Source organism: Pseudomonas sp. RT6P73 (genome assembly GCF_054897715.1).
Genome location: NZ_JBUBUV010000002.1, coordinates 5,108,069 through 5,133,994 on the forward strand (window position 1 = coordinate 5,108,069; position 25,926 = coordinate 5,133,994).

The window sequence follows — 25,926 nt, forward strand, 5'->3', positions numbered from 1 at the left end:
GCTTTAGTCTTTTTCCAGCGGCGAGAAGTACAGTCGCCCCAGACCACGCCAGGTCTTCTTGTTCCAGGCCTTGAACGGGATCTGCGCCAGCAGCTCGCGGGCGAGCTTGCGATCTCGGTTGGCGGTCTTGAGAAACATCGAACTGAGGAACTTGTAACGCACCTCGTCGTACAGCGGATGATCGCTGAACAACGCGTACGAGCGCAGGATGTTGTCGACCATGAAGCGGTGGTTCTTGTAGGAGTTGGTAGCGTGCTTACGATAGCGCGCCATCAACACATTCAAGCCATCGATAAAGTAACCGGCACGGGTCACCTTCAGCTCGATCAGCAAGTCTTCCAGTCGAATGTTCGGATCGAACCCGCCCACCTTGTCCAGCGCTTCCCGGCGAATCATCAGGGTCGGCGCGGGAGGATAAGGTTTGCGTTCCAGAAACATGTCATCGAAATCAAGACGACGGAACGGCACATCACGGCGCTGACGCTTTTCGGGATACAGATTACCGTCTGCGTCGATCAGCTCGATGTTGCCGGCGCAGATACCGACCTCGGGCTTGCCGTCCATGTAGGCCACCTGAGTCGCGATACGCTCCGGCAACATGATGTCGTCGGAACCGAACGGCACGATCAGGCTACCGCTGGAGCGCGCGATAGCGCCATTGAGCGTGTTGGTCAGCCCCTGATTCTGCTGGACCCGAAAATCGAAACCGTGCTGCGCCTGCAAGACCTTGATGCGCTCGACGCTGTCATCCTTGGAGCCGTCGTCGATCACCAACAGCTCGATGTTCTTGTAGGTCTGGTTGAGGACGCTGAGAATGCTTTCCTCAATGTAGGGTGCGTGGTTGTACGACGCGATGATGACGGTTACGAGAGGTTGCGCGTCGCTCATGGTTGTTCCTTGCGGGCCTGATCCAGGCCGGATTCGATCAGGTTCAGGTATTCCTGACGGAACACCTCGATGTCATGTTCTTTCTGCAGATAACGGTAGGACTGCTCGCCCTTGGCCTTGAGCTCGTCATCCGACAAACCGAGGTAGTTATCCAGCGCCGCGACCAGGCTCGGCACGTCTTTTGGCGTAATGGCCAGCCCACCCGCGCCTTCAATCAGCGGCAGCATGGCCGGCACGTTGGAGGCGATCACCGGCAGATGCCCGCTCATGCCTTCGAGCAGCGCCAGACCCAGGCCCTCAGCCAGGGACGGCATGGTCCAGACGTCGAACGCGCGAATGTACTGCAAGGCGATTTCCTTGAAACCCAGCAGGTGCGCACGACCGGTCAGGCCCAGGCTTTCGATTTCGGCTTTCAGGCGCGACTCTTCGCGGCCGGCACCGATGATCGCCAATTGGGTGTTCGGGTATTTATCCTTGAGGGCGGCAAACGCCTGCAACAGATAGGTGTGGCCCTTGACCGGCACCAGGCGACCCAGCGCACCGATCAAGCGCACCGAAGGATCGATGCCCAACAATTCGCGGGCACGCTCGCGGCTGTGCTGCAAGCCTTCGGCCTGCTCGATGTCGATTGCGTTGGTAATGGCGTAGGTATTCTGGTCGGTAAAACCGCAGTCACAGTTCAGCAAATACTGTTTGACCGCGGGCGACACACCGACGAAGCGCCAGTGACGATCGATCAGGCGCTGGGTCTGGCGACGCCGGTAAAACCGGTCGTACTCGCCAAAACCGTGGGAAATGCCGATGCACAGCGGGACCTTCAACCAGCGGTTGAGCGTCAGCATCATGTTCACCGGTTTGAAGCGGTTACAAATCACCACGTCGAACTTTTCCGCGCGGCAGAACTTGTACAGCTGCCACATCGCGCGCAAGCGCATGCCCTTGAGGGACTTGTCGGAAAACTCGAAATACACCGAACGGTCGGCCCGGCTCACAGCCTCGCCCGGCCCAGGCTTGCCACGCAGGAATGCCGCCGTGACCTCATAGCGATCACTCGGCAGCGCCTTGACGATCTGCTCCGCGAGGTCGGCAAAATCATGGGCTTTGACGTTGTAGTCAGGCTGCAGCTGCAGAACCTTTGACCGTTGACTCATAACTCTCCTCGGTGAAAACCTGTCGCATCGATGATCCAGTCCGGTTCGGCGGCAATACGCCTGACCTCGGCTGGATCGGGTGGAGGCAACCGTGACCACTCGTTGCGTTTCCAGCAAACGAAGTGGAAATACGGAAACCGGCGATCGCCATCGCGATCATTACTCAAACAGCCATTGCGCCAATACCAGTGATGCGGAAAATCATCCGTGCCGTCGTGCCACTTGATGCAGCCACCCGGGGTGCTGAACGCCTCGGTGAATTCACTGCGACGACGCCACGGATTGAATTTGCCCACCAAGGTGAACAAAGGCTCGGGGAAATTCTTGCGCCAGAGGAAGATCCGACTGAATGCGCCCTCGTCCAGAGCGTGATGCGCCTGATCGGTAAAGCGCGTTCGCCAGTCCTTCATCTGCATGAACAACTCACGCTTGCGGGCGTTGTTGCGCATCAGGCAAAGATGCCCTGCTACCCGTCGCTCGTGAGTCGAGAACAGGTCATAACCGGCCAGCCGATCAGGAGTGAAGTAACTTCGCAGGTCACCATACACCAGATCAATATCGCCGAATCCCCAGAAATCATAGCCTTGCAGCCGGTCGGCATGAATATGCCCCAGCGCCGGCTTGATGTCGCAGAGCTTGTAAGCCGCCTCCGGTGCAAAGTCGATATCCAGCCGCTGAGACACCAGCCCGCAGTAGTGACTGAACGTCATGCACTCGACGGTGACGTTGGGTGGCAGGTTCTCGGGCGTGCCGCAGTCGCTGAACAGCAACCAGTCGATATCGGCGTTGCGACGACAACTCTCCAGGAAAAACGGCATCCAGAACGGCCATTGGCCGAAGTACGGGATCAGAAAAATAATGCGCGGGCGTGGGTTGATCACAGAAAAATCACTGCAGTTGTTTAGGACGCGGCCATGCTAGGCCGCGAAGTGCTTCATTTCTGCTGTTGAGATGTTTCACCATGCTTCAACAGCCATAACAATTCATGACGCCTGACCGCTTTGCGAAAGAATTCATTCTCGCCATAAAGGGGCGGCAATCTACGGGCCAACAGCCGCTGTATCGACCGACGCAAACGTCGCTTGAACGGCATGCGCGGTTGAAGGTCGTGCATCATGCCCAGCGCCATGGCCTTATCACGCTGAAGGTCCAGCGGCAGCGGCAGGCAGCAAGGCTGCATCGGCGTCGCCGGGTCGAAGGCCGGTGGCAACGCGATACCATGTCCCGCATCGCCCATCGGCCAGCGGTCGTTATCGTGCAGATGATTGGCGTATCCGAGCAAAGTGGTCGGCTGCCATTCAAGGCCTTTCAAGGCTTCGAGGACCGCTTGCTGGGCGCAAAGATGATCGGGATGCGGATCGAGCGTCGGGTGCGGCAGCACGATCACTTCAGGGCGTGCGCGCAACAACAGTTCACGCAGATCGGCCAGCAGGTTGTTCCAGGTCGGTGCGCCGTCAACGTCGCCCGGCAAGGTAAAGGGATTCAACTGGCGATAGACGCGGGTGTCACTCGACTCCGCTTCACGCGAGCCCATCGGCTTGGCCGGTGCGGCCTGCATCGCCGCCAGTTGCAGACAGAAATAACCCAACTGCACGCAATGCGCTTCAGGCACACCCGCCCAACGCGGCACAGCGATGCTGTCCCAGGCGCGCAAACGGCCCTTGAGTCGGGCGGCCTCGACCTTGTCCAGGCCGATCTGCTGATAATGTTCGGCTTCGATTTCACCGGCGGTGAGGGTGACGATCCAGGCTTCATCGGCCTGGCTGTACAAACCATAGGCGGCCAGTTCGGCGTCGTCGGCGTGGGGCGCGATCACCATCACTCGCTGGCGGCGATAATCCGGTTGTTCGAACGCCCACAGTACGGGCTCGCCGAGCAGCCGGCAGAAACGCCCGCGCAGCCGTAACTCACCCCGCGACAGCACTTGCGACTGACCACTGAGGTTCAGATAACGCAGGCCGTTCACGCCACGCTCGAACGTTTGCCGGTCGGGATTCTCGCCACCCGCCAACTCGACCACCGGATCGATAAAGCGTCCCAGCCACGTGCTTTTTATCCGCAGCGCCAATACCAGCGTGGCGTCGTCGACCAGCATGACACCCTCGTCCAGCCGCAAACGCTCCCCGTCCAGGTGAACCTTGGGCTTTTGGGTGTACGGCGGAAAACTGTATTGGTAATCATCTTTCGGCGAATAGAACAAGTGGTCGGCGAACCACGCCTCGTGGGCAATCCAGCCCAGCACCGCGAGCACCAGCGGTAACCACCAGGCCACCAGCACGCCGGTGGCAATCAACAGCACCAGCGCGATCAACAGGCCAATGCGTTTGTTGCGCCGATGGCGCTTGAGCAGTTGCTGTTTGCGGCTCATGGGTTCACTCACACGGTGAAGACCGGCACAGGATTGCACCAGCGGTCCTTGTATTCTCTATCGGCGCGGCCGAAGGAAAACCGCAAGGGTTTATCCAGGGCGCGAGCGTGTTCCCAGGCACTTTGGGTGTTGAGGAAACTCAGCACGCTACCGGGGCTGAACTCACGTGTTTCAGGATCGACGCCGCCGTTGATGTACTCGACGCTGATCCACTCCGGCGCCTCGACGCGGTACACCAGTTGAATCGCAATCGGTGCATCGTTGAGGAAAATCACCGAGCCGATCAGCAAGTCCCGCAGCAGTTCGATCACCTCCGCCATACGCTCGGCACCGGTGGCCGGGAAGCCCCAGCGGCGCTGGAACAGGTCGCAATAGATCGCTGCCAGCTCAGTGCTGGAAAAATCGGCGACCGGCCGCACCACCCCGCCGGCCTCTTCCAGCAGACGCAATTCACGGCGCTGGTTGTAGCGAAACTTCTTCGACAACTCTTCGGGTGTGCGGGCCATGGCCAGTTGTTCGGTCTGCAACTTGATGTCGGTGAAACGGCCTTCGCTCAGCGCCGACAAATAACGTCCGCGATGGCGCAGTGGTGCTTGCGCATCAGCGGCGGCCGGCAGGATCAATTCGGCATTGCCGAGGTCGAACAAGCCCTTTTTACCGCGGCGCTTGAGCACGTCTTTGGACAGTGCCAGGTCGCGTCCCCAGGTCGGGATGGCGGCTTTCACTTCACCGTTTTGTTCCCAGGCCAGGTAACGCACCGGGATCCCGGCCAACTGTGCCAGACGCTCAACCACCAGAGGATGTGTCGCGACGCTGCCGCCAAAACGTTGCCAGGCCTGTGCATAAGTCGAGGCGTCGACCACCGCCCAGCCCCGTTCGCGCCAGCCTTGAAATCGGTTGAGCATCAGCCCCTCGGTGCCAGTTCTGTAACGTGTGGCAAATGCCAGAATGCATCGCGTACCGCGCGGTCGGAGAAACGCTCACGCAGGCGGTCGAGCATCATCTCGGCACACTGGCGGCGTTGCAGGTCGTCCATCGCGGCCAGATGTTTCAGCCCTTGCGCCAGGTGTTCGGCATCGCCCAGCGGGAACAGAATGCCCACGCCCTCAACGACTTCCTTCGCCCCACCGCACGCGGTGGCGAGCAACGGTACGCCGGCGGCCATGGCTTCCAGCAGCACCATGCCGAAGGGTTCGTGATCAGAACTCAGGGCAAACACATCGAAGGCACGGAAGTAGCGACGGGCATCCGGCACTTGACCGAGAAACAGCACGCGATCGCCGATACCCAGTTCGCGGGCCAGGGCTTTGAGGTCCTCTTCCAGACGACCGCTACCGAGAATCACCAGTTGGCTATTGACCGGCAAACCCGGCAATGCTTCGGCAAAACCGTGCAGCAGCGTGGTCTGGTCTTTGTCCGGATGCAGCCGCCCGACGTTGCCGACAATCCAGGCATCCGCCGACAGACCGAGGGTTTCCCGGGCTTCGCGCACCGACACCTGGCTGGTCTGCAACTCGGGCACATCGACACGGTTGTAGAGCGTCTGAATCCGCCCGGCCGGCCATTTCGGCAGGCAACGGCGCATGTCGTCACGCACCGCATCGGAGACCCCGAGCAGGCTCAGGCGCTTGCGGAAAATATGGGCGAAGAGTTTACGTGTGCCGCGTTTGTAATCACCGAATGCGTGATGCACACCGATCACCGGCAGCGAGGTGCCGAGCAAGGCGATGTAGATCGGCTTGAAACGGTGAGCAATGCAGAAACTGAAGTTGCGCGAGGCGGCGATCTTGCGCAGATCGCCGATGGCGCCCAGCTTCAGGCCACGAATGGCCTTGGAGCTGTACTCCATGAACAGCACTTCATCGGAAGCGCAGTTCGCGGCCACTTCGCTATCGGCGGCCCCGGTCAAAAAGACCGTGGTCACGCGATAGCCAGTGCCCGCGAACAGGCTGGCGTACTGCCGGGCGCAGTCCAGGAACGGCCCGTCATAGCCGTGGCAGAACTGCAACACATGGCGTTCAGCCGAGCGTGTCATAAGCGTTGGCGCCCTCTTTGACCACCAGGATGTCTTCCATGATCAGATACTGTAGATCGGAACCGAAGAACATGTTCAGCGCGTCGGTCGGCGAGCAGATCATCGGCTCGCCACGACGGTTGAGCGAGGTGTTCAGCGACACGCCGTTGCCGGTCAGCACTTCCAGCGCCTTCATCATGTCGTAGTAGCGCGGGTTGTATTCGCGCTTGAGCACCTGGGCCCGGGAGGTGCCGTCTTCGTGGACGACTTCCGGCACGCGGGTTTTCCACTCTTCAGCCACTTCGAAGGTGAAGGTCATGAACGGCGCCGGGTGATCGATCTTGATCATCTGCGGGGCCACGGTGTCGAGCATCGACGGGCAGAAAGGCCTCCAGCGCTCGCGGAACTTGATCTGGTGGTTGATGCGGTCAGCCACGCCGACAGCGCTCGGGCAACCGATGATCGAACGACCGCCCAAGGCACGCGGGCCGAACTCCATACGCCCCTGGAACCAAGCTACCGGGTTGCCATCGACCATGATTTTGGCGATGTTTTCCGGCATGTTTTCGAGCTTGCGCCATACCGGCTTGCTCGGGTGACGAGCGCACGCGGCGACAACGTCTTCGTTGCTGTAGGACGGGCCGAGGTAGACGTGTTCCATCTTCTCGACCGGTACGCCACGGGCGTGGGACACATAGGCCGCCGCGCCGACCGCCGTACCGGCATCACCGGAAGCAGGCTGAACGAACAATTCTTTTACGTCATCGCGAGCGATGATTTTCTGGTTGAGCTTGACGTTCAACGCACAGCCACCGGCGTAGGCCAGCTTGCCGGTTTCCTTGAGCACGTCGCCCAGGTAGTGGTCGATCATCTGCAACGAAATTTTTTCGAACAGCGCTTGAATGCTCGCGGCGTAGTGGATGTACGGCTCGTCGGCGATATCGCCTTCGCGCTTGGGACCCAGCCACTCGATCAGCTTCGGCGAGAAGTAGTAACCTTTGCCCTTCTCTTTATAACGACGCAGGCCGATGACGTTGGCGTAGTCAGTGTTGATCACCAGCTCGCCGTTTTCGAACGAAGCCAGGCGCGAGAAATCGTATTTGCTGGCGTCGCCGTACGGCGCCATGCCCATGACCTTGAACTCACCGTCGAGCATATCGAAACCGAGGAACTCGGTGATTGCGCCGTACAGGCCGCCGAGGGAGTCAGGGTCGAAGAATTCCTTGATCTTGTGGATCTTGCCGTTTTCGCCGTAACCGAAGAAGGTCGTGGCGTACTCACCCTTGCCGTCGATCCCCAGGATCGCGGTTTTCTCTTTGAAACCGGAGCAGTGGTAAGCACTGGAGGCGTGGGCCAAGTGGTGCTCAACGGGTTCGATCTTGATTTTCTTCGGATCGAAACCCAGTTGCTCGAGGCACCAGACGATCTTGTTGCGATAGCGCTTGTAGCGACGGTTGCCCATCAGGATCGCATCGAGGGCGCGGTCCGGGGCGTACCAGTAGCGCTTGGCGTACTGCCACCGAGCCTTGCCGAACAGGCTGATCGGGGCGAAGGGAATCGCGACCACGTCAACATCGGACGGCTTGATGCCCGCCTGCTCGAGGCAGAACTTCGCCGATTCGTAAGGCATGCGGTTCTTTGCATGTTTATCGCGCACAAAGCGCTCTTCTTCAGCCGCCGCGACCAGCTTGCCGTCGATGTACAAGGCTGCGGAAGGATCATGGCTAAGGGCGCCGGACAGGCCAAGAATCGTCAATGCCACAGGGGTCTAGCCTCTTTAGTCTGCATGCAGGCGACAAGCGCCTCAAAAATTAATGTGCCCTCGCAAGGGGCGAGAGACAGCTAAAGGGCGGGATTATAGCGTAAACATGGCGGGAATGACCCAGCGCTTATTACCCCTCTTGGACGAAAGCGTGGCGTCCCGCTTATCCGCGGCCTGCCCGCCAGTAAATACCGAGATTGCCGTCGGAGGCCTGGCGGTAAATCGTGTAGGGCAAGGAAACCGTGTCCATGACCCCCGACAGGGTCAAGTCCAGCAGTACGAAGGGCACGAGGAAGCCGGTGGGATCAGGCGGGGCATTCAAGATGCAGAAGTCGTAGGCCAGGCCGCTGTAAATGCGGGGGATGGACTGGCAGTAGGTTTTTTGCTTTCGCAGGCCGCGAGCGGCGTCTTCGTCATCTTGCAGCACCGTCAGTGCGGTGCCGCAGCCCGATAAAATCAGTGAGAAAGTGCCGATCGCAACAGCTGTTTTTATGGTCAAGATTTGCCCTCCGTGAACGTCAGGCAAACTAGCATCATGGCTATTCAGGGCACAGTTCATGGGGTCTGTGGATCATGTAGGACGATTCACAAGAACTTGTCCTCCAGATCTCCATGAGTAGGACTGGCCACATCGCCAGCAGGCTGGCTCCCACACGGGATCTGCGCCGCACAGTAGATCAATGTGGGAGCGAGCCGACTCCGGGCGGCGTTCCGACGATTGGATTCAGGCAGCGCCAGAGATGTCTTTGGGCAGACGCCGGTCAATGACCTGATAAAGCGCACTGCTCTCGGGCCAGTTACGCATGAACCGCGCCCGATCCCGCGCATACGCCGGGGCAAAGCTGCTCGTCGAGCCATGCTGACACATCGAGTCCAGATCGATCAGCGCCCAGCGATCCTGCTGCCAGAACAGGTTGTGGCCTTTGAAGTCCCCATGACTGATGCGCTCGCGGATCAGCTCGGCGAACAAATGATCCAGCGCCACCAATTCAGCTTCGGGCGCATCACCACGTTCAACGTATGGGGCAAAGCGCTCGATGATGTCCGGTCCCGGCAGAAACTCGGTCACCAGATACGCCCGACTGCGCAGCCAGAGAAAACGCTTCTCCAGCAACGCCAACGGTTTGGGCGTGGCGATGCCGAGGAAGGCGAGGCGATTGCCTTCGCGCCACGAGTGCCAGGCACGGCTCGGGCGCCAGAAGCGTTTGAGCCAGTGTGCAAAGCCTTTGATGTTGTAGCGCTTGATCACCAGCGTCCGACCATCAACCTCGACTTTTCCTACGCTCGCCGCGCCGCCGGTCTTGTAGAGATGACCCTGGTCGAGCAAGGCATCGGCCTGCTCCAGCACTGGCAGCATTGCTGCTTCTTCCTCGCGACGAATAGCCCGCAGGCCAAAAGCCCCACGCTGGACGCTGAACAACGTGCATTCGCGGCCGACCTTGATCAGGTAGTCCTTCAAGCGCCAGCCGCGAACCTTGTCGATCTGCTTCTGCAGCGCTTCCATCGGCAACGCGTGTTCGCCGTTGCTCAACAGGTAATACACCAGCAATTCTTCGGTGAACGGTTCCAGCGTCTTGGGCAATTGGGCGAAAAACACGCCGAGGTTTTCCAGGACCTTCTGCCGTGACAACGGCTGGCCCGGCGTCTCAGCACAGACGCCGCCGCCATCGATCAGGTACAACCGACCTCGCTGACGCAAGAGGTTGTCCAGATGCAGGTCTTCCTGCCAGAGCCCCTTGCGATGCATTTGGCCAATAGCGCCCAACGCCTCGGCCAGCACGGCCCCTTGCATATCCGCCAGCACCGGCAAGTGTTCGACCTGTTTCCAGGTCTCCCCCAGGCTTTCGGCACCTTCGAGGAAGTCGAACAACAGCCAGCCACCCTCGCCCTCTTTCAGGCCATCCACCAGCAGCTGCGGTGTGGTCAGCCCCTGATCGGCGAGCAAACGCACGCCGTCCAATTCGCGCTGAAAATGCCGCGCCGCTTTGCTGCCGACCAATAACTTGGCCAGCACCGGCCGGCCGCGCCACACGCCGGCCCCCACGTAACGCTGCCCCGGCAATACTCGCAGCAAGCTCAGCAGCTGCAACTCGGCGGGACCGGCGGCATCAGCCAGCGAAATGCTCATCGGCAGGCTCGGGCTGCGGCCGGCGTCTTTCAGTTCGGACAATCGCATCAGCGCGTCTCCTTGTGACTGCGCCGTTCGGTCAGGCGCGAAACCCAACTGTCCACCAGCGAACTGTCCCGCGGCTGATCCACATAAACCGCCAGCAACTCGCGCAACTGCGCTTCAGTCCACTCCGGCGCGCGGCGCAGCAACGGTTCCAGGTCCTTGACCCGGTCACGCTGACCGAACAGCAACGGCCGGGTCTTTTCCAGGTCGATCAACTGCGCCTGATAACCGTCGCCCGTGGCCTGCAGAAAAATGTGTTTAGGGTAGAAGCAGCCGTGGACCTGGCGCACGCCGTGCAGGCGCCGCGCCAGTTCGCCGCAGGCTTTCATAATGGCCGAGTGCTGCGCCTCGCTGAGGTCCGACCAGCGCTGCAACAGCGAATCCAGGTCATCCCAACCGTCCAGCGCGCGAGTCAGCAGAACCGCCCGCACTTCCCCGTCGACTTTGCGTTCACCAAAAAATGCCGCCTGCAGCGCCGGAATGCCCAGCTTCTGATAACGACTGATGTTGCGAAACTCGCGGGCAAAACTCGGTTCGCCAAACGGCGCATGGAAGGTGCGCGTCAGGTAGTTGCACTGGCGCTTGAGGTAGTAGCCATGACCTTCCAGATCCAGCCGAAACACGCTGCTCCAGCCGCCACCGACGGTGTTGGGTTCATCCACCGCGTCGAGCTGCTTGGCCCACAGTGCGTCGAACGTGCCGAGGCCATGACGCTCAAGCAGCGCACGGTCTTCAGCGGCCAGAAAATCAGTCATTCGCGCCCCTCGAAAAATCTCACCACGTGCCGGATGCGCTTTTTGTCGTCGGCATTCAGCCGGTCACGCTGGCGGTATTGCAGGTAAAAGCGCAGGCGCTGGGTCGCCGACAGGTGATATTTGGCCACCTTGTCGAGACACGCCAGGTCCTTGGTGATCCGGTACTTGAGCCAGAAGCCGCGCCAGAAATCGCCATTGGGGCAATCGATCAGGAACAGCTTGGCCTCGTCGTCGACCAGCAGGTTGCGCCACTTCAAATCGTTATGGGTGAAACGGTTGTCGTGCATGGTCCGGGTGTAACCCGCCAACTGACGACTGACGGTATCGACCCAGGCGCGGTCCGCCAACTTCGGATCATGGCGGTCCGCGAGGGCCGACAAGTCTTCTGTGTTCGGCAGTTCGCGGGTGATCATCGCGCCACGGGCATACGCCGCGCCGCGCCGCTCCAGGCCCCAGGCCACCACTTCAGCGGTGGGAATACCCCACTTGGCGAAGCGCTTGAGGTTCTGCCATTCGGCCTTGACCCGAGGCTTGCCCAGATAACGACGCAGGCCTTTGCCGGCGCCGCTGTAGCGCTTGACGTAGTAATTGACGCCGTTGCGATTGACGCGGATGACCTCGGACAACGGGTCGCGGGTCAGGCGTTCGCCCTGCAGCGCGAACACCGCTTCCAGGCAGCCAAAATCTTCCGCCAGATTGCTGTAAGCAGGCTCCAGTTTCCAACCCGGCATCAGAGCGCATCCCCGTATCGCTGTTTGCGGTCGTAGAGTTTGTTGGCCTTGCCTTCGAGCCAGGCGAGCAATCCGGCCTCCTCGCCCAGAATCTGACGCAAGGGCCGCTGGAAGTAGCCTTTGAGGAATCGCAGTTTGTCGCGTTTGGTCAGGCCGATGTCCAGTGCCGAAAAGTACAGCGCCGCCAGATCCTTGTTGCGCCAGCGCTGAGTGATCGTCGGACGGGTCTGGGCGCGGTGCAGGTCGATTACCGAGAGCTTGAAGTCGTCGGCGGTCACCGGTTTGTCGGTGTGCAGCAGGAAGTGGCAGATGTAGCAGTCGCGATGGTTGACCCCGGCGCGGTGCATCATGCCGGTCATGCGTGCGACTTCGGCGATCAGCGCGCGTTTGAGCGCAGGCTCAGGCGGGCTCTTGATCCAGTCGATACTGAAGTCTTCGAGGCTGACGGTGGGCGCCAGCTCTTCGGTGACGATGAACGAATGCTGATCCGCCGGGTTGCTGCCCTTTTCGCCGTAAGCCACCGCCGTCATGGTCGGCACGCCGACTTCTTTCAGGCGCTGAATGGCCTTCCACTCCTGACCCGCGCCGAGCACCGGCAGCTTGGCCGTCAGCAGGTTCTTGAAGATCTCGCCCCAGCCGATGCCACGGTGGATCTTCACGAAAAAACCATTGCCGTTCACTTCAGTGCGCAAGGTGCGGCGCGCTTCCAGTTCACGGTAAACCTCGCCCTGCAAGCCTTCGACTTCGGTGAACGCATCGCGCCCGGCCCAAAGGCTCTTGAACGGTTCAGCCAGCATCAACTTCATTAAGCGTGCTCCGCCAGAATCACATCGGCCGCGTGCTGCGGCATGCTGTAGAGGTCGGCCGTCTCAGCGAAGGCCAGACCGTTGCGGCTCCAGGCCGCCCGTGCTTGAGCGTCGTTCAACATGCCGGTCAGGTACTGAGTCAGTTGAGCCTGATCGAACGGCTCGTCCAACACCAGGCCAGCGTCGGCCTCGGCGATGTAATGGGCGTAACCACAGACCGCGCTCACCAATACCGGCAATCCGGCTACCAGCGCTTCGAGCAGCACCGTCCCGGTGTTTTCGTTATACGCCGGATGAATCAACAGGTCGGCACCCAGCAGGAAACGTGGGATATCGCTGCGTCCCTTGAGGAACGTCACGTTGTCACCGAGCCCCAACGTGGCGCTCTGCATCTGGAATAATTTGGGGTCATCCTGGCCAATTACAAACAGCCGGGTGCGTTTCTTCAGATCGGCGGGCAATGCGGCCAGTGCCTTGAGGCTGCGATCCACGCCCTTGGTCTTGAACCCGGAGCCGATCTGCACCAGCAGCAAGTCATCGTCCCTGAGATTGAATTCGCGACGGAAATCGGCACGGATTTCGGCGGCATTGGCCGGGGCGCGACGGTCCTGAGAGATGCCCGGCGGCAGCAAATGGAAGCGCTCCAGCGGCGTGTCGTAATGCTTGATGAACAGCGGCTGCTGGACCTCGGAAATCATCAGCACTTCGGTCTTGGCGTCCTTGGCGAACACTGCGCGCTCGTACTCGGCAAAGTGCCGGTAGCGACCCCAACGACGGTACAGCGAGTTACGCAGGTTCTGCGCCTTGTCTTCGAAGCAGCCGTCGGCGGCGTAGTAAACGTCCAGGCCCGGCATCTTGTTGAAGCCGATCAGACGGTCCACGGGACGCTTGGCCAGGTCCGCTTCCATCCATTCGCTGAGCTTCTCGTTGCGCCGATGATTGAAGAACGCCTTGACCGGCGCCACCAGCACTTCGAAACCCGGCGGGACATCGCCTTCCCAGATCAGCGTGTAGACGCGAATCTGATGGCCGCGCTGCTGACATTCCAGGGCAATGCGCATGAAGTCGCGCTGCAAGCCCCCGAACGGAAAGTACTTGTACAAGACGAATGCCAATTGCATCAGCGCAGCTCCTCAGCCAGTAACAACGTGCTCAGTCGGGTCGCGACACGCTCGGGATTCAGACGCGTGAAGCACAGGGGCCACTCGCGTTTCAGGTCGAACTGACGGGCATCTTCGGCCGTCGGTTGATAGGTGCATTTCTTTTGCAGGCACGGCGCGCAAGGGAAATCACTGGCGATGTGAATCTGCGCCTTGCCGTAGGCGCCGGTCAGGCCCGGGTTGGTCGGGCCGAACAGCGACAGGGTCGGCACATCGAGCGCGGCGGCCAGATGACCGAGACCGGTGTCCACTGCCACGCAGGCTTGAGCGCCGGCCAGCACCTTGCCGACACCGGCCAGGTTCAGTTTGGGCAGCACTTCGACATGCCTGAACCCTGCCGCAATGCGCTCGGCCCGGGCTTTTTCGACTGGATTGCCCCACGGCAACTTCACGGCGACGCCGAGGTAGCCAACGCGCTCGGCCAGTTCGCGCCAATAGGCTTCCGGCCAGTGTTTGGTGTCCCACGTGGTGCCGTGCAGGAACAGCACGTACGGATTCTTGCGCGGCAGTTCCACCAGTCGTTCGACGTTCAGGCCGTAATCGCCCAGACCTTTTGGCAAGTCGTAGCCCAACGCCAGGGCGAACAATTGACGGACCCGCTCTACCGCGTGCTGCCCACGGCTCACTGCCAGGCGACGGGAATAGAAACGTGCGGCGAGGGGTTCGCGCGCCGAATCCTTGTCGAGCCCGGCGACCGGCGCTTTGACATAGCGCGTCAACCAAGCGCTTTTCAGCAGGCCCTGGGCATCAATCACCAAGTCATATTTCGTGGCGCGAACGCTTTGCTTGAAGCGCTTCCACTCGCCACTTTTAAAGGTTTGCCAGAGGTTCTTGCGCCAGCGACGGATCGCCACCGGAATCACCTTGCCCACGGCCGGGTGCCAGGTCGGGATTTCGGCGAAGCCTTCTTCCACTACCCAGTCGAACGTGATGCCGGGAATCGCCCGCGCCGCGTCGGTCAACGCTGGCAACGCGTGAATCACGTCGCCCAGCGAAGAAGTCTTGATCAACAGTACGCGCAAACTATTTGACCTCGACCACAGTGCCCTGCAACCGCTGCAAGGCTTCGTTCACCGCTTGCGGCATGAGCTGGCGCAGGCAGTTGTAATGACCGAAGCGGCAGGTGCGATCGAAGCAAGGGCTGCATTCGAGGCCCAGCCGTACGATCTCGACGTGCTCGGCCAAAGGTGGCGTGAAGCCAGGCGACGTCGAGCCGTAGACCGCCACCAACGGGCGGTTCAGCGCCGCGGCGACGTGCATCAGGCCGGAGTCGTTGGAGACCACTGCGTCGGCGCAGGACATCAGGTCGATGGCTTCGGCCAGGGAAGTGCCGCCGCTGAGGTTCACCGACTCTTCACGCAGGCCGGGTATCAGCCGCGCGCGGATGTCTTCGCCGACCGCGTGATCGTTTTTCGAACCGAACAACCAGACTTGCCAGCCTTCGCGGATCTTCGCTTCGGCGACCTTGGCGTAGTGCTCGGACGGCCAGCGCTTGGATTCGCCGAACTCGGCACCGGGGCACAGGACCAACACCGGGCGGTCGAGGGCCAGGCCAAACTTGGCCAGTGCCGCCTCGCGGGTGACCGGGTCGATCTGCAGGCTCGGCCGTGGATACGGTGTCGGCAGCTCGGCATCGCGCTCATAAGCCAGCGCCATGAAGCGCTCGATCATCAGCGGATAACGTTCTTTATCCAGGGTGCGCACGTCATTGAGCAGGCCGTAGCGGAACTCGCCACGCCAGCCGGTGCGTTTCGGGGTGCCGGCGAAGAACGGCACCAGCGCCGATTTCAAGGAATTTGGCAGCAGGATCGCCTGGTCGTACTGGCCGGCCAGGGATTTGCCGATGCGCCGACGTGTCGCCAGCTCCAAGGCGCCGTGGCCGAGCGGAAAGCTCAAGGCCTGACGGACTTCGGGCATGCGCTCCAGGATCGGCCGGCTCCACTCGGGGGCCAGGACGTCGATTTCGCATTGCGGGTGGCGTTGCTTGAGACACTGAAACAGTGTCTGCGCCATCACCATGTCACCGACCCAACTGGGCCCAACGATCAGAATTTTCATGTGGTTTCCAAAAACGAACCGGGGAGGCATACGCCTCCCCGCCTCGAGAATCACTGCGGGAGCGTGCGGGCTTGCGATGGGTCATCACCTTCAACATTGCTGTCGACTGTCACTCCGCTATCGCGAGCAAGCTCGCTCCCACATTGGGTATTGGTGCACATCCAGTGCGGTGCAGCTTAGCTGCCTCAATCTATAAAACACTGCGCACCCTGTGGGAGCGGGCTTGCCCGCGATAGCGGAGCATCAGTCGCCAGCAATGTTGAATGTGACGGCCTCATCGCGGGCAAGCCCGCTCCCACAGGGTTATTTGGTGTTTCAACTATCCGGTTTCAGCTTAGCCCCAGCTCGCGCCAGATCCGCAATACCTGCCGCCGTTCGTCCGCGAACTGGTCGCCCGGTATCACCCCGGCGTCCTTCTGCAAGGCCTGCCGGTGCGCGGCGGAGCGGTAGGCTTTATAGGCCTCTCGCAGCAAACTGGCATCTTCGGCAGGCATCAGCCCTTCGTGTTCCAGCTCTTCCAGAATGCGGATGTTGTCCGTCCAGCGCAGCAATGGCGGGTGTGTTTCGGACCACGCCAGGGCCGCGTATTGCACCATAAATTCAATATCGACGATACCTCCGGCGTCCTGCTTGAGATCGAACAGCGCCGTGGCCTCGAAGGCGTTTGCCGCGGTGCCGGCTGCGGTGCTCTTGCTGCCGAGGTTATCGCGCATCTTGGCGCGCATCTCGCTCACCTCCTGGCGCAAGGTCGCAAGGTCCCGCGCCTTGCCCAATATCGCTGCGCGAACCTTCTCAAAGGCCTGGCCGACATCCTGGCTGCCGACCAGCACCCGCGCCCGCACCAGCGCCTGGTGTTCCCAGGTCCAGGCTTCGTTTTCCTGATAACGGGCAAACGCTCCCACCGAACTCACCAGCAACCCCGAGGCACCGGACGGTCGCAGGCGCATATCGACTTCATACAGCTGACCGGAGTTGGTCTGGGTCGTAATCAAATGAATGATCCGCTGCCCTAATCGGGTGAAAAATTGCGCGCCGTCGATAGGTTTCGGCCCGTCGGTTTCCGCCTGCGGATCGCCGTCATGGATGAACACCAGGTCCAGGTCTGAACCATGCCCCAGTTCCAGCCCGCCGACTTTCCCGTAACCGACAATGATGAAGCCGGGGTCGCACAAGGTGCCGTCGGTGCGCAGTGGCGTGCCGTATTTGGCCACGGTCTGGCGCCAGGCCAGCGCCAGCACTTGCGCGAGGATCGCTTCAGCGAGCCAGGTCAGGTAATCGCTGACTTTCATCAACGGCAGGCTGCCGGCGATTTCCGAAGCGGCGACCCGCAAGCGGTGCGCCAGTTTGAAATGGCGCAGGGCTTCCATTTGTTGCTCGAGGTCGTCTTCGGGAATTCGTGTCAGACGCTCGCGCAATTCGGCGGCCAGTTCCGGCGCCAGGGGCGGCTTGAACAGCCGGCCTTCGTTGAGCAACTCGTCGAGCAGCAGCGGGAAACGGGTGATTTGCTCAGCGATCCACGGGCTTGCCGCACACAAGGTCAGCAACCGTCGCAGCGCGCCGGGGTTCTCGGTCAGCAACACCAGATACGCGGAGCGACGGGCCACTGCTTCAACCAACGGCAGCACACGTTCCAGCACCAGATCCGGATTGGCATGCTCGACAGCCTGAGCCAGCAACCGCGGAATAAACGCATCGAGGCGTTCGCGCCCCAGGCGTTGCATAGCACGCAACTGCGGGCTGCTGCGCAAACCGGCCAACGCCTTCAAAGCCTTGGTGGCATCGGCAAAACCGCCCTCTTCCAACTGGCGGCAAGCGGCCTCTTCATCCTGAGCTTCTTCCCACAGTGGCAGCCATTCACCGCCGACCACCACTTCGCTTTCAGTGCCTTCCTCTTCATCGGGATCGGCAATCACCTGACCGAAGTGCCATGCCACGCGGCCACGCCAATACATCAGCTGCTCATGGAAAGCCTCCCAGTCAGCGAAGCCCAACATAAAGGCAATGCGCGCCTGATCCTGTGCGCCGTCCGGCAGCATTTGGGTCTGGCGGTCGGCAATCGCCTGGATCGCGTGTTCGGTGTAACGCAGGAATTCGTAGCCTTCGCGCAGTTCGCTGATCACCGCCGGCGGCAGGTAACCCTGTCCTTCCAGGGTGCTCAGTACTTTTAATAGAGGACGTTGCTGCAGGCTCAGGTCGCGACCGCCGTGGATCAGCTGAAACGCCTGGGCGATAAATTCCACTTCGCGGATGCCGCCCGATCCAAGCTTGATGTTGTCGGCCATGCCCTTGCGCCGCACTTCCTGCTGGATCAGCTGCTTCATGGTGCGCAGCGCTTCGATCGCCGAGAAGTCGAGGTAACGCCGGTAAACGAACGGGCGCAGCATCTCTTGCAATTGCCCGCCGGCCACTTGATCGCCGGCCACCACCCGCGACTTGATCATCGCGTAGCGCTCCCAGTCGCGCCCCTGGTCCTGGTAATACTGCTCCAGCGCGTTGAAGCTAAGCACCAGGGCACCGGCCGAGCCGTAAGGTCGCAGGCGCATGTCGACGCGGAACACAAAACCGTCGACGGTCATCGGGTCCAGCGCCTTGATCAGGCGCTGGCCGAGTCGAATGAAGAATTCCTGGTTATCCAGCGAGCGTTTCACGCCGACGGTTTCGCCGCCTTCGGGGTAGGCGAAGATCAGGTCGATGTCCGACGACAGATTCAACTCCACAGCACCGAGCTTGCCCATGCCGAGAATGACCATCTGCTGCGGCTCGCCGCTGCGCCGGCCGGTCGGCACGCCGAACTGCTGGCAATGCCGCGCGTATAACCACTGATAGGCCTGATCGATGCTCGCATCGGCCATGTCCGAGAGGTCGCGGCAGGTCTGGATCAAGTCGGCCTGACGGGTCAGGTCACGCCAGATAATTCGCACTTGCTGGCGTGTGCGCTGACAGCGCAAGACACGTCCGAGCTCGTCGTCGGTTTCGGCCGCATTCACTGCCGCCGCGATCTGCCCGCACAACTCGCCAGGCGCGAAGCTGCGGTCCAGTTCGCCGGACTGCACCAGCGCGAGCAACATCAAGGGGTCACGCACACTTTGTTCAGTCACGAAGTCGCTGGCGGCGGTGACGCGGGCGAATTGTGCCCAGCGCTCAGGCGTCCAGGCAGACAGGCCATGGTCGTCTTCCAACTCCGCAACGGCGGTGCGGAACGACTGCTCGGCACGGGTGACAAACGGCAGGAGAATGCCGGGCAGTTCGGCAAGCGGAGGAAGGCTCATGGTCTATCCTTGATCGGCGTGTTGAGGGCTGCATGTAGTGAATTTTCAAATCGCACTACGTGATCGACTGTCGAACAAAGGTTAGAAATAGCTGAAATCTCTTTCTTTTTGGCAGACAGCATCAAGCTTTCACCTTTTTCGGTTGGCAAAAGACCAACCTTAACGATTATTCTCACAACGCAGCCGGAGGCCACAAGCCGCTCATCTGTAGTTTTACTACTCGTATATACATTCGAAAGGCTGAAATGCCCGATGATTTGTAGTAAAACTACACGCCGCCGGAACAACCTCTCGGCAATCCAAGAATTTATATCGTCTGCCCACAAGGCCAGTCGCAAACTCAGGCAACCGATTCTGGAAGCCTTTCCGCCCTGGAGCAAGCCATGCAAGACCTCGATCCCGTCGAAACCCAGGAATGGCTGGACGCCCTGGAATCGGTTCTCGACAAAGAAGGCGAAGACCGCGCTCATTATCTGATGACCCGTATGGGCGAACTCGCAACCCGCAGCGGTTCGCAGTTGCCTTACGCCATCACTACGCCATACCGCAACACCATTCCCGTTACCCACGAAGCACGCATGCCTGGCGACCTGTTCATGGAACGCCGCATTCGCTCGTTGGTACGCTGGAACGCGATGGCCATGGTGATGCGTACGAACCTGAAAGATTCGGACCTGGGCGGTCACATCTCCAGCTTCGCCTCCAGCGCAACCCTGTATGACATCGGCTTCAACTATTTCTTCCAGGCCCCGACCGACGAACACGGCGGCGACCTGATCTACTTCCAGGGTCACACCTCGCCAGGCGTTTACGCCCGTGCGTTCATGGAAGGCCGCATCACCGAAGACCAGATGAACAACTTCCGCCAGGAAGTGGACGGCCAGGGCCTGTCGTCCTATCCGCACCCTTGGCTGATGCCTGACTTCTGGCAGTTCCCGACCGTATCCATGGGGCTGGGCCCGATCCAGGCGATCTACCAGGCACGTTTCATGAAGTACCTGGAAGCCCGTGGCTTCATCCCTGAAGGCAAGCAAAAAGTCTGGTGCTTCCTGGGCGACGGCGAGTGCGACGAGCCGGAATCCCTGGGCGCGATCTCGCTGGCTGGCCGCGAGAAGCTCGACAACCTGATCTTCGTCATCAACTGCAACCTGCAGCGCCTCGACGGCCCGGTTCGCGGTAACGGCAAGATCATCCAGGAACTCGAAGGCGTGTTCCGCGGTGCTCAGTGGAACGTGACCAAAGTTATCTGGGGCCGTTTCTGGGACCCTCTGCTGGCCAAAGACGTCGACGGCATCCTGCAACGTCGCATGGACGAAGTCATCGACGGCGAGTACCAGAACTACAAAGCCAAAGACGGCGCGTTCGTGCGTGAACACTTCTTCAACACGCCAGAACTCAAGGCGATGGTTGCTGATCTGTCCGACGACGAGATCTGGAAACTCAACCGTGGCGGCCACGACCCGTACAAGGTCTACGCGGCGTACCACGAAGCGGTCAACCACAAAGAACAACCGACCGTTATCCTGGCCAAGACCATCAAGGGTTATGGCACCGGTGCCGGCGAAGCGAAGAACACCGCGCACAACACCAAGAAAGTGGATGTTGAAAGCCTGAAGCTGTTCCGCGATCGTTTCGACATTCCGGTTAAAGACTCCGAGCTGGAAAACCTGCCGTTCTTCAAACCCGAAGCAGGCAGCGCCGAAGCCCGTTATCTGAGCGAGCGTCGCACTGCACTGGGCGGTTTTGTACCACAACGTCGCGCCAAGAGCTTCGACATCCCGACGCCACCACTCGATACCCTCAAAGCTATCCTGGACGGTTCGGGCGACCGTGAAATCTCCACCACCATGGCCTTCGTGCGGATCCTCGCGCAGCTGGTCAAGGACAAGGAAATCGGCTCGCGCATCGTCCCGATCATCCCGGACGAAGCCCGTACCTTCGGTATGGAAGGCATGTTCCGTCAGTTGGGCATCTACTCGTCCGTCGGCCAGCTCTACGAGCCAGTCGATAAAGACCAGGTGATGTTCTACAAGGAAGACAAGAAGGGCCAGATCCTCGAAGAAGGCATCAACGAAGCGGGCGCCATGAGCTCCTTCATCGCTGCCGGTACTTCGTACTCCAGCCACAACCAGCCAATGCTGCCGTTCTACATCTTCTACTCGATGTTCGGCTTCCAGCGTATCGGCGACCTGGCCTGGGCCGCTGGCGACAGCCGCACCCGTGGCTTCCTGATCGGCGGCACCGCCGGCCGGACCACGCTGAACGGCGAAGGCCTGCAACATGAAGACGGTCACAGCCACATCCTGGCTGGCACCATCCCGAACTGCCGCACCTTTGATCCAACCTACGGCTACGAGCTGGCGGTGATCATCCAGGACGGCATGAAGAAGATGACCGAAGAGCAGCAGGACGTTTTCTACTACATCACCGTGATGAACGAGTCCTACCAGCAGCCAGCCATGCCGGCCGGTGTCGAGGAAGGCATCATCAAGGGCATGTACCTGCTCGAAGAAGATACCCGCGAAGCGGCACACCACGTTCAGCTGATGGGCTCCGGCACCATCCTGCGTGAAGTCCGTGAAGCGGCGAAGATCCTGCGTGAAGAGTTCAACGTTGCCGCCGACGTCTGGAGCGTTACCAGCTTCAACGAACTGCGTCGCGATGGCCTGGCCGTCGAGCGCACCAACCGTCTGCACCCGGGCCAGAAGCCTAAACTGAGCTATGTCGAAGAGTGCCTGAACGGCCGTAAAGGTCCGGTCATCGCCTCTACCGACTACATGAAGCTGTTCGCTGAGCAAATTCGTCAGTGGGTCCCGTCCAAGGAATTCAAAGTCCTGGGCACCGACGGTTTCGGCCGCAGTGACAGCCGCAAGAAGCTGCGTCACTTCTTCGAAGTCGATCGTCAATTCGTGGTGTTGGCAGCCCTGGAAGCACTGGCTGACCGTGGTGATATCGAACCTAAGGTGGTGTCTGAAGCCATCGCCAAGTTCGGGATCAACCCGGAAAAACGCAACCCACTGGACTGCTGAGGAGACACTCTGTGAGCGAACTCATTCGCGTACCTGACATCGGCAGCGGTGAAGGTGAAGTAATTGAACTGTTTGTGAAGGTCGGCGACCGTATCGAAGCCGACCAGAGCATCCTGACACTTGAGTCGGACAAGGCGAGCATGGAAGTGCCTGCGCCGAAGGCCGGCATCATCAAGAGTCTGAAAGTGAAGCTGGGCGATCGCCTGAAAGAAGGCGACGAATTGCTGGAGCTGGAAGTCGAAGGTGCCGCTGCTGCGGCCCCTGCGGCTGCCGCTGCCGCTGCGCCGGCTGCAAAAGCTGAAGCCAAACCGGCTGCTGCTCCTGCCGCCGCCGCTCCAGCGCCAGCTGCCGCGCCTGCTGCTGCTGCCGCTTCCCAGCAAGTGAACGTGCCGGACATCGGTTCGGCGGGCAAAGCCCAGATCATCGAGATCCAGGTCAAGGTCGGCGACACCGTCGAGGCTGATCAGTCGCTGATCACCCTGGAATCCGACAAGGCCAGCATGGAAATCCCTTCGCCCGCCGCTGGTGTGGTCGAAAGTATCAGCGTCAAGCTCAATGACGAAGTCGGCACTGGCGACCTGATTCTGGTCCTGAAAGTGGCGGGTGCTGCGGCCCCTGCTGCTGCCGCGCCAGCCCAGGCCGCCGCACCTGCTGCCGCTGCTCCGGCGCCAGCCGCTGCGGCACCTGCTGCACCGGTTGCCGACAGCGTTCAGGACATTCATGTCCCGGACATCGGTTCGTCGGGCAAGGCCAAGATCATCGAAGTCCTGGTCAAGGCAGGCGACACCGTCACCGCCGACCAGTCGCTGATCACCCTGGAATCCGACAAGGCGAGCATGGAAATCCCATCGCCTGCCGCTGGCGTGGTGGAAAGCGTTTCCGTCAAGCTGGACGACGAAGTCGGTACTGGCGACCTGATCCTGAAGCTGAAAGTCAAAGGCGCTGCGCCTGCTGCGGCACCGGCTCCGGCCGCCGCTCCAGCTGCTGCTCCAGCGGCTGCCAAGGCTGAAGCCGCTCCAGCTGCCGCTGCGCCTGCCGCACCGGCGGCTGCACCGGCCAAGCCGGGCGCCAAGGTTCACGCTGGCCCGGCTGTACGCCAACTGGCCCGTGAGTTCGGCGTCGAGCTGAACGCGGTCGGCGCAAGCGGCCCGCACGGTCGTGTGCTGAAAGAAGACGTGCAGGTTTACGTCAAAGCCATGATGCAGAAGGCCAAGGAAGCACCGGCCGCTGGTGGCGCAACCGGCGGCGCGGGCATCCCGCCGATTCCGGTCGTGGACTTCAGCCGCTTCGGTGAAACCGAAGAAGTGCCGATGACCCGCCTGATGCAAATCGGCGCGTCGAGCCTGCATCGCAGCTGGCTGAACATTCCGCACGTGACTCAGTTCGATTCGGCTGATATCACCGACCTGGAAGCATTCCGTATCGCTCAGAAAGCCGTTGCAGAGAAGGCCGGCGTCAAGCTGACCATCCTGCCGCTGCTGCTCAAATCCTGCGCGCACCTGCTCAAGGAACTGCCGGACTTCAACAGTTCGCTGGCACCAAGCGGCAAGGCGATCATCCGCAAGAAGTACGTGAACATCGGCTTCGCGGTCGACACCCCTGAAGGCCTGCTGGTACCGGTCATCAAGAACGTCGACCAGAAGAGCCTGTTGCAACTGGCCGCCGAAGCCGCCGTGCTGGCAGCGAAAGCCCGCGACAAGAAGCTCACCGCTGACGACATGCAAGGCGCCTGCTTCACCATTTCCAGCCTCGGCCACATTGGCGGCACCGGCTTCACGCCGATCGTCAACGCGCCGGAAGTGGCGATCCTCGGTGTTTCAAAGGCAACCATCCAGCCAGTCTGGGACGGCAAAGCCTTCCAGCCGAAACTGATGCTGCCGCTGTCGTTGTCCTACGATCACCGTGTGATCAACGGCGCCGCTGCTGCACGCTTCACCAAGCGTCTGAGCGACCTGCTGGCGGACATCCGCACCATCTTGCTGTAACACCGGCCGGCCCTCCTTCACCGGAGGGCCCGTCGCGTTCCACGTTTTCCGAGCGCCACGCTCGTACCTCAACCCCGCCAATTTGGCGGGGCTTTTTTTTGCCTTGAATAAAGCATCTTCCTACAGCCCTGGCTTACATCGCCCACAACTCAAGTCCACTTCCGCTCGATATTTTTTGCCGCTCAATAACTAGGCTTAGTTCGACAGCATTCTCTTATGAAGACTGCGTACTTATTTTGCTTAGTTAGCGTTATTTCGAATGGATTCGAACATGTTCAAACCGACTGTCGGCCCTATTATTGGCCACACTACAACTAACCACGTGCGCATTTTTCTGCGCGGCGAACTTCAAGACAACTCATTGGTATTTGCCGGCATTCGCTATCGGTGTTCTGGAGAAGAGCGTTGGTCCCAAGGCGTATTTGCCAAACTGTCCCTCTCGCGCGACATGGCCGATGTGATTGCGCTCAACGACCTCACCACTGACACCGAGTACGAATACCAGGCCGGATGGTTCAGCCCCATGAGTCCGGTGCATACCGTGGAGACCGTTCAGGAGCTGCCGCTGCAATGGCCGCGGGAGATTTACCGCTTTCGCACACAATCCAGCAAAGCCACCACGCCACGGGCATACGTCGTCGGCTCATGCCGCTACCTGCGCCTTACTGCAGGCGTGGCCATCGCACCACAGGCGGGCGACCGGATTTTTGCCTCGATCACCGATCTTGCACAGCAGGCCGAACCGCGTATTAGCGCGATGCTGATGACCGGCGATCAAATCTATGTTGATGACCTGAACGTTATTGCTCCCGACCGGGAATACAAGGAAATACTCAGCAAGTATCGCGCGGCTTTTTCCCAACCGAATATCGCCAGGTTAATGTCAAACGTGTCCACTTACATGATCCTCGACGACCACGAAATAGAAGATAACTGGCCCGCCAACGAGAGCAAGGCCGATGCTTATTTATATAAGAACGCCATGGCAGCCTATGAGATATACCAGGCCAGCCACAGCCCGGCGCATGATTTATTGGCCAACGATCAAGTAAGCCGAAAACTTGAACAGTATTGGTATCAGTTCTCTGAAGGCGATATTGAATGGTTTGTCACCGACAGCCGCACCCGCCGCAACTTGTCGGCCGATGATCGACGCATCCTCGACCATGAGCAGGAACAGGCGTTGTGTAAATGGCTGATCCACAGCCCGGCCCGGGTCAAGTTCGTGGTTACCAGCGTGATGTTCTACCCCGACCGCAAGCTCAACGGGGATGACGCCTGGAAAGCCTTTCCGGAACAACGCCTACGGTTGCTGGAGACGATTCGCACACATCGCATCAAGAACGTCATCTTCGTTTCCGGCGATGTCCACGGCTCCCTGACCAGTCGCCTGACCCACAGCGAAGATCCGGACTTCGAAGTCCACACCATCGTGTCGTCACCCCTGTGCAACAGCAAACTGCTGCCGTACGCCTCCGCGTCCACCTTCATTCTCGATCAGGCACTGGCGCGAACCGCAGCGGGTGATTACCGCCATGAATTGACCAGCAAGGTGGTCAGCGAAGACAACTTTGCCCATCTGGTGGTTGATCGGGAGCAGATTCAGGTCAACTACCACGACCGGAACGGCAAGGGATTGCAATCGATCAACATCCCGCTGCGCTAAGGTAATGAAGGCCAAATGCATTAGTTTTCGGCCCTTGCTGGAGAAATCTTCGCCCCTGCCGACATATTCTTATAGCACTTGGCCTTCATGTCTCTTGTCAGTCAGTGTCGC

Annotated in this window: 20 protein-coding genes; 3 read left to right on the forward strand and 17 right to left on the reverse strand. The window is 60.3% G+C overall.

Features of this window, described 5'->3' with window-relative positions; genetic code table 11:
• Nucleotides 1–3 precede the first annotated feature (3 nt).
• The 17 genes from ACYZT6_RS23690 to ACYZT6_RS23770 all read right to left on the reverse strand — a co-directional run bounded on the left by ACYZT6_RS23690 (nucleotide 4) and on the right by ACYZT6_RS23770 (nucleotide 19,524).
• The gene (locus tag ACYZT6_RS23690; protein ID WP_462028852.1) at nucleotides 4–888 is read right to left on the reverse strand and encodes a glycosyltransferase; all 885 of its coding nucleotides are present in this window, start codon (nucleotides 886–888) and stop codon (nucleotides 4–6) included.
• A complete protein-coding gene (locus ACYZT6_RS23695) occupies nucleotides 885–2,039 on the reverse strand; it encodes a glycosyltransferase family 4 protein (RefSeq protein WP_462028853.1) in 1,155 nt (384 codons plus the stop codon). The genes ACYZT6_RS23690 and ACYZT6_RS23695 overlap by 4 nt, the downstream gene beginning before the upstream one ends.
• Entirely contained in the window at nucleotides 2,036–2,920 is an 885-nt protein-coding gene (locus ACYZT6_RS23700) for a DUF6625 family protein (protein WP_462028854.1), read from the reverse strand. The genes ACYZT6_RS23695 and ACYZT6_RS23700 overlap by 4 nt, the downstream gene beginning before the upstream one ends.
• Nucleotides 2,921–2,973: 53 nt before the next feature.
• A complete protein-coding gene (locus tag ACYZT6_RS23705) occupies nucleotides 2,974–4,407 on the reverse strand; it encodes a PIG-L deacetylase family protein (protein WP_462028855.1) in 1,434 nt (477 codons plus the stop codon).
• Between the two features lie 8 nt (nucleotides 4,408–4,415).
• Nucleotides 4,416–5,312 carry an antimicrobial resistance protein Mig-14 gene (locus ACYZT6_RS23710; protein ID WP_462028856.1) on the reverse strand — a complete coding sequence of 299 codons (897 nt, stop codon included), beginning with the start codon at nucleotides 5,310–5,312 and terminating at the stop codon, nucleotides 4,416–4,418.
• Nucleotides 5,312–6,442: a glycosyltransferase gene (locus ACYZT6_RS23715; protein WP_462028857.1), complete on the reverse strand. Its 1,131-nt coding sequence runs from the start codon at nucleotides 6,440–6,442 to the stop codon at nucleotides 5,312–5,314. Before ACYZT6_RS23715 ends, ACYZT6_RS23710 begins: the two co-directional genes overlap by 1 nt.
• A complete protein-coding gene (locus ACYZT6_RS23720; RefSeq protein WP_462028858.1) occupies nucleotides 6,426–8,183 on the reverse strand; it encodes a carbamoyltransferase family protein in 1,758 nt (585 codons plus the stop codon). Before ACYZT6_RS23720 ends, ACYZT6_RS23715 begins: the two co-directional genes overlap by 17 nt.
• Nucleotides 8,184–8,346: 163 nt before the next feature.
• Nucleotides 8,347–8,682: a YceK/YidQ family lipoprotein gene (locus ACYZT6_RS23725; RefSeq protein ID WP_462028859.1), complete on the reverse strand. Its 336-nt coding sequence runs from the start codon at nucleotides 8,680–8,682 to the stop codon at nucleotides 8,347–8,349.
• A 225-nt stretch (nucleotides 8,683–8,907) separates the two neighbouring features.
• Complete coding sequence (locus ACYZT6_RS23730; RefSeq protein WP_462028860.1) at nucleotides 8,908–10,359, reverse strand: lipopolysaccharide kinase InaA family protein; 1,452 nt, start codon at nucleotides 10,357–10,359, stop codon at nucleotides 8,908–8,910.
• Entirely contained in the window at nucleotides 10,359–11,111 is a 753-nt protein-coding gene (locus tag ACYZT6_RS23735) for a lipopolysaccharide kinase InaA family protein (protein WP_462028861.1), read from the reverse strand. Before ACYZT6_RS23735 ends, ACYZT6_RS23730 begins: the two co-directional genes overlap by 1 nt.
• Nucleotides 11,108–11,842 carry a lipopolysaccharide kinase InaA family protein gene (locus ACYZT6_RS23740; protein WP_462028862.1) on the reverse strand — a complete coding sequence of 245 codons (735 nt, stop codon included), beginning with the start codon at nucleotides 11,840–11,842 and terminating at the stop codon, nucleotides 11,108–11,110. Before ACYZT6_RS23740 ends, ACYZT6_RS23735 begins: the two co-directional genes overlap by 4 nt.
• Nucleotides 11,842–12,648 carry a lipopolysaccharide core heptose(I) kinase RfaP gene (rfaP, locus tag ACYZT6_RS23745; protein WP_462028863.1) on the reverse strand — a complete coding sequence of 269 codons (807 nt, stop codon included), beginning with the start codon at nucleotides 12,646–12,648 and terminating at the stop codon, nucleotides 11,842–11,844. The genes ACYZT6_RS23740 and rfaP overlap by 1 nt, the downstream gene beginning before the upstream one ends.
• Nucleotides 12,648–13,769, reverse strand: coding sequence for a glycosyltransferase family 4 protein (locus ACYZT6_RS23750; protein WP_462028864.1), 1,122 nt, complete (start codon nucleotides 13,767–13,769; stop codon nucleotides 12,648–12,650). Before ACYZT6_RS23750 ends, rfaP begins: the two co-directional genes overlap by 1 nt.
• Nucleotides 13,769–14,830 (reverse strand): lipopolysaccharide heptosyltransferase I, encoded by a 1,062-nt coding sequence (gene waaC, locus ACYZT6_RS23755; RefSeq protein ID WP_462028865.1) that lies wholly within the window; start codon nucleotides 14,828–14,830, stop codon nucleotides 13,769–13,771. The genes ACYZT6_RS23750 and waaC overlap by 1 nt, the downstream gene beginning before the upstream one ends.
• Nucleotide 14,831: 1 nt before the next feature.
• The gene (gene waaF, locus ACYZT6_RS23760) at nucleotides 14,832–15,866 is read right to left on the reverse strand and encodes a lipopolysaccharide heptosyltransferase II (RefSeq protein WP_462028866.1); all 1,035 of its coding nucleotides are present in this window, start codon (nucleotides 15,864–15,866) and stop codon (nucleotides 14,832–14,834) included.
• Nucleotides 15,867–16,195: 329 nt separating this feature from the next.
• Complete coding sequence (gene glnE / locus ACYZT6_RS23765) at nucleotides 16,196–19,135, reverse strand: bifunctional [glutamate--ammonia ligase]-adenylyl-L-tyrosine phosphorylase/[glutamate--ammonia-ligase] adenylyltransferase (protein WP_462028867.1); 2,940 nt, start codon at nucleotides 19,133–19,135, stop codon at nucleotides 16,196–16,198.
• Complete coding sequence (locus ACYZT6_RS23770) at nucleotides 19,132–19,524, reverse strand: hypothetical protein (protein WP_461978819.1); 393 nt, start codon at nucleotides 19,522–19,524, stop codon at nucleotides 19,132–19,134. Before ACYZT6_RS23770 ends, glnE begins: the two co-directional genes overlap by 4 nt.
• Between ACYZT6_RS23770 and aceE the strand changes: the two genes are divergently transcribed.
• From aceE to ACYZT6_RS23785, 3 genes are all read left to right on the forward strand, one after another.
• Complete coding sequence (gene aceE, locus ACYZT6_RS23775; RefSeq protein ID WP_462028868.1) at nucleotides 19,519–22,164, forward strand: pyruvate dehydrogenase (acetyl-transferring), homodimeric type; 2,646 nt, start codon at nucleotides 19,519–19,521, stop codon at nucleotides 22,162–22,164. The genes ACYZT6_RS23770 and aceE overlap by 6 nt on opposite strands.
• Before the next feature lie 11 nt (nucleotides 22,165–22,175).
• Nucleotides 22,176–24,149 carry a dihydrolipoyllysine-residue acetyltransferase gene (gene aceF / locus ACYZT6_RS23780; RefSeq protein WP_462028869.1) on the forward strand — a complete coding sequence of 658 codons (1,974 nt, stop codon included), beginning with the start codon at nucleotides 22,176–22,178 and terminating at the stop codon, nucleotides 24,147–24,149.
• A 271-nt stretch (nucleotides 24,150–24,420) separates the two neighbouring features.
• Nucleotides 24,421–25,815 carry an alkaline phosphatase D family protein gene (locus tag ACYZT6_RS23785; RefSeq protein ID WP_462028870.1) on the forward strand — a complete coding sequence of 465 codons (1,395 nt, stop codon included), beginning with the start codon at nucleotides 24,421–24,423 and terminating at the stop codon, nucleotides 25,813–25,815.
• Nucleotides 25,816–25,926: the final 111 nt, after the last annotated feature.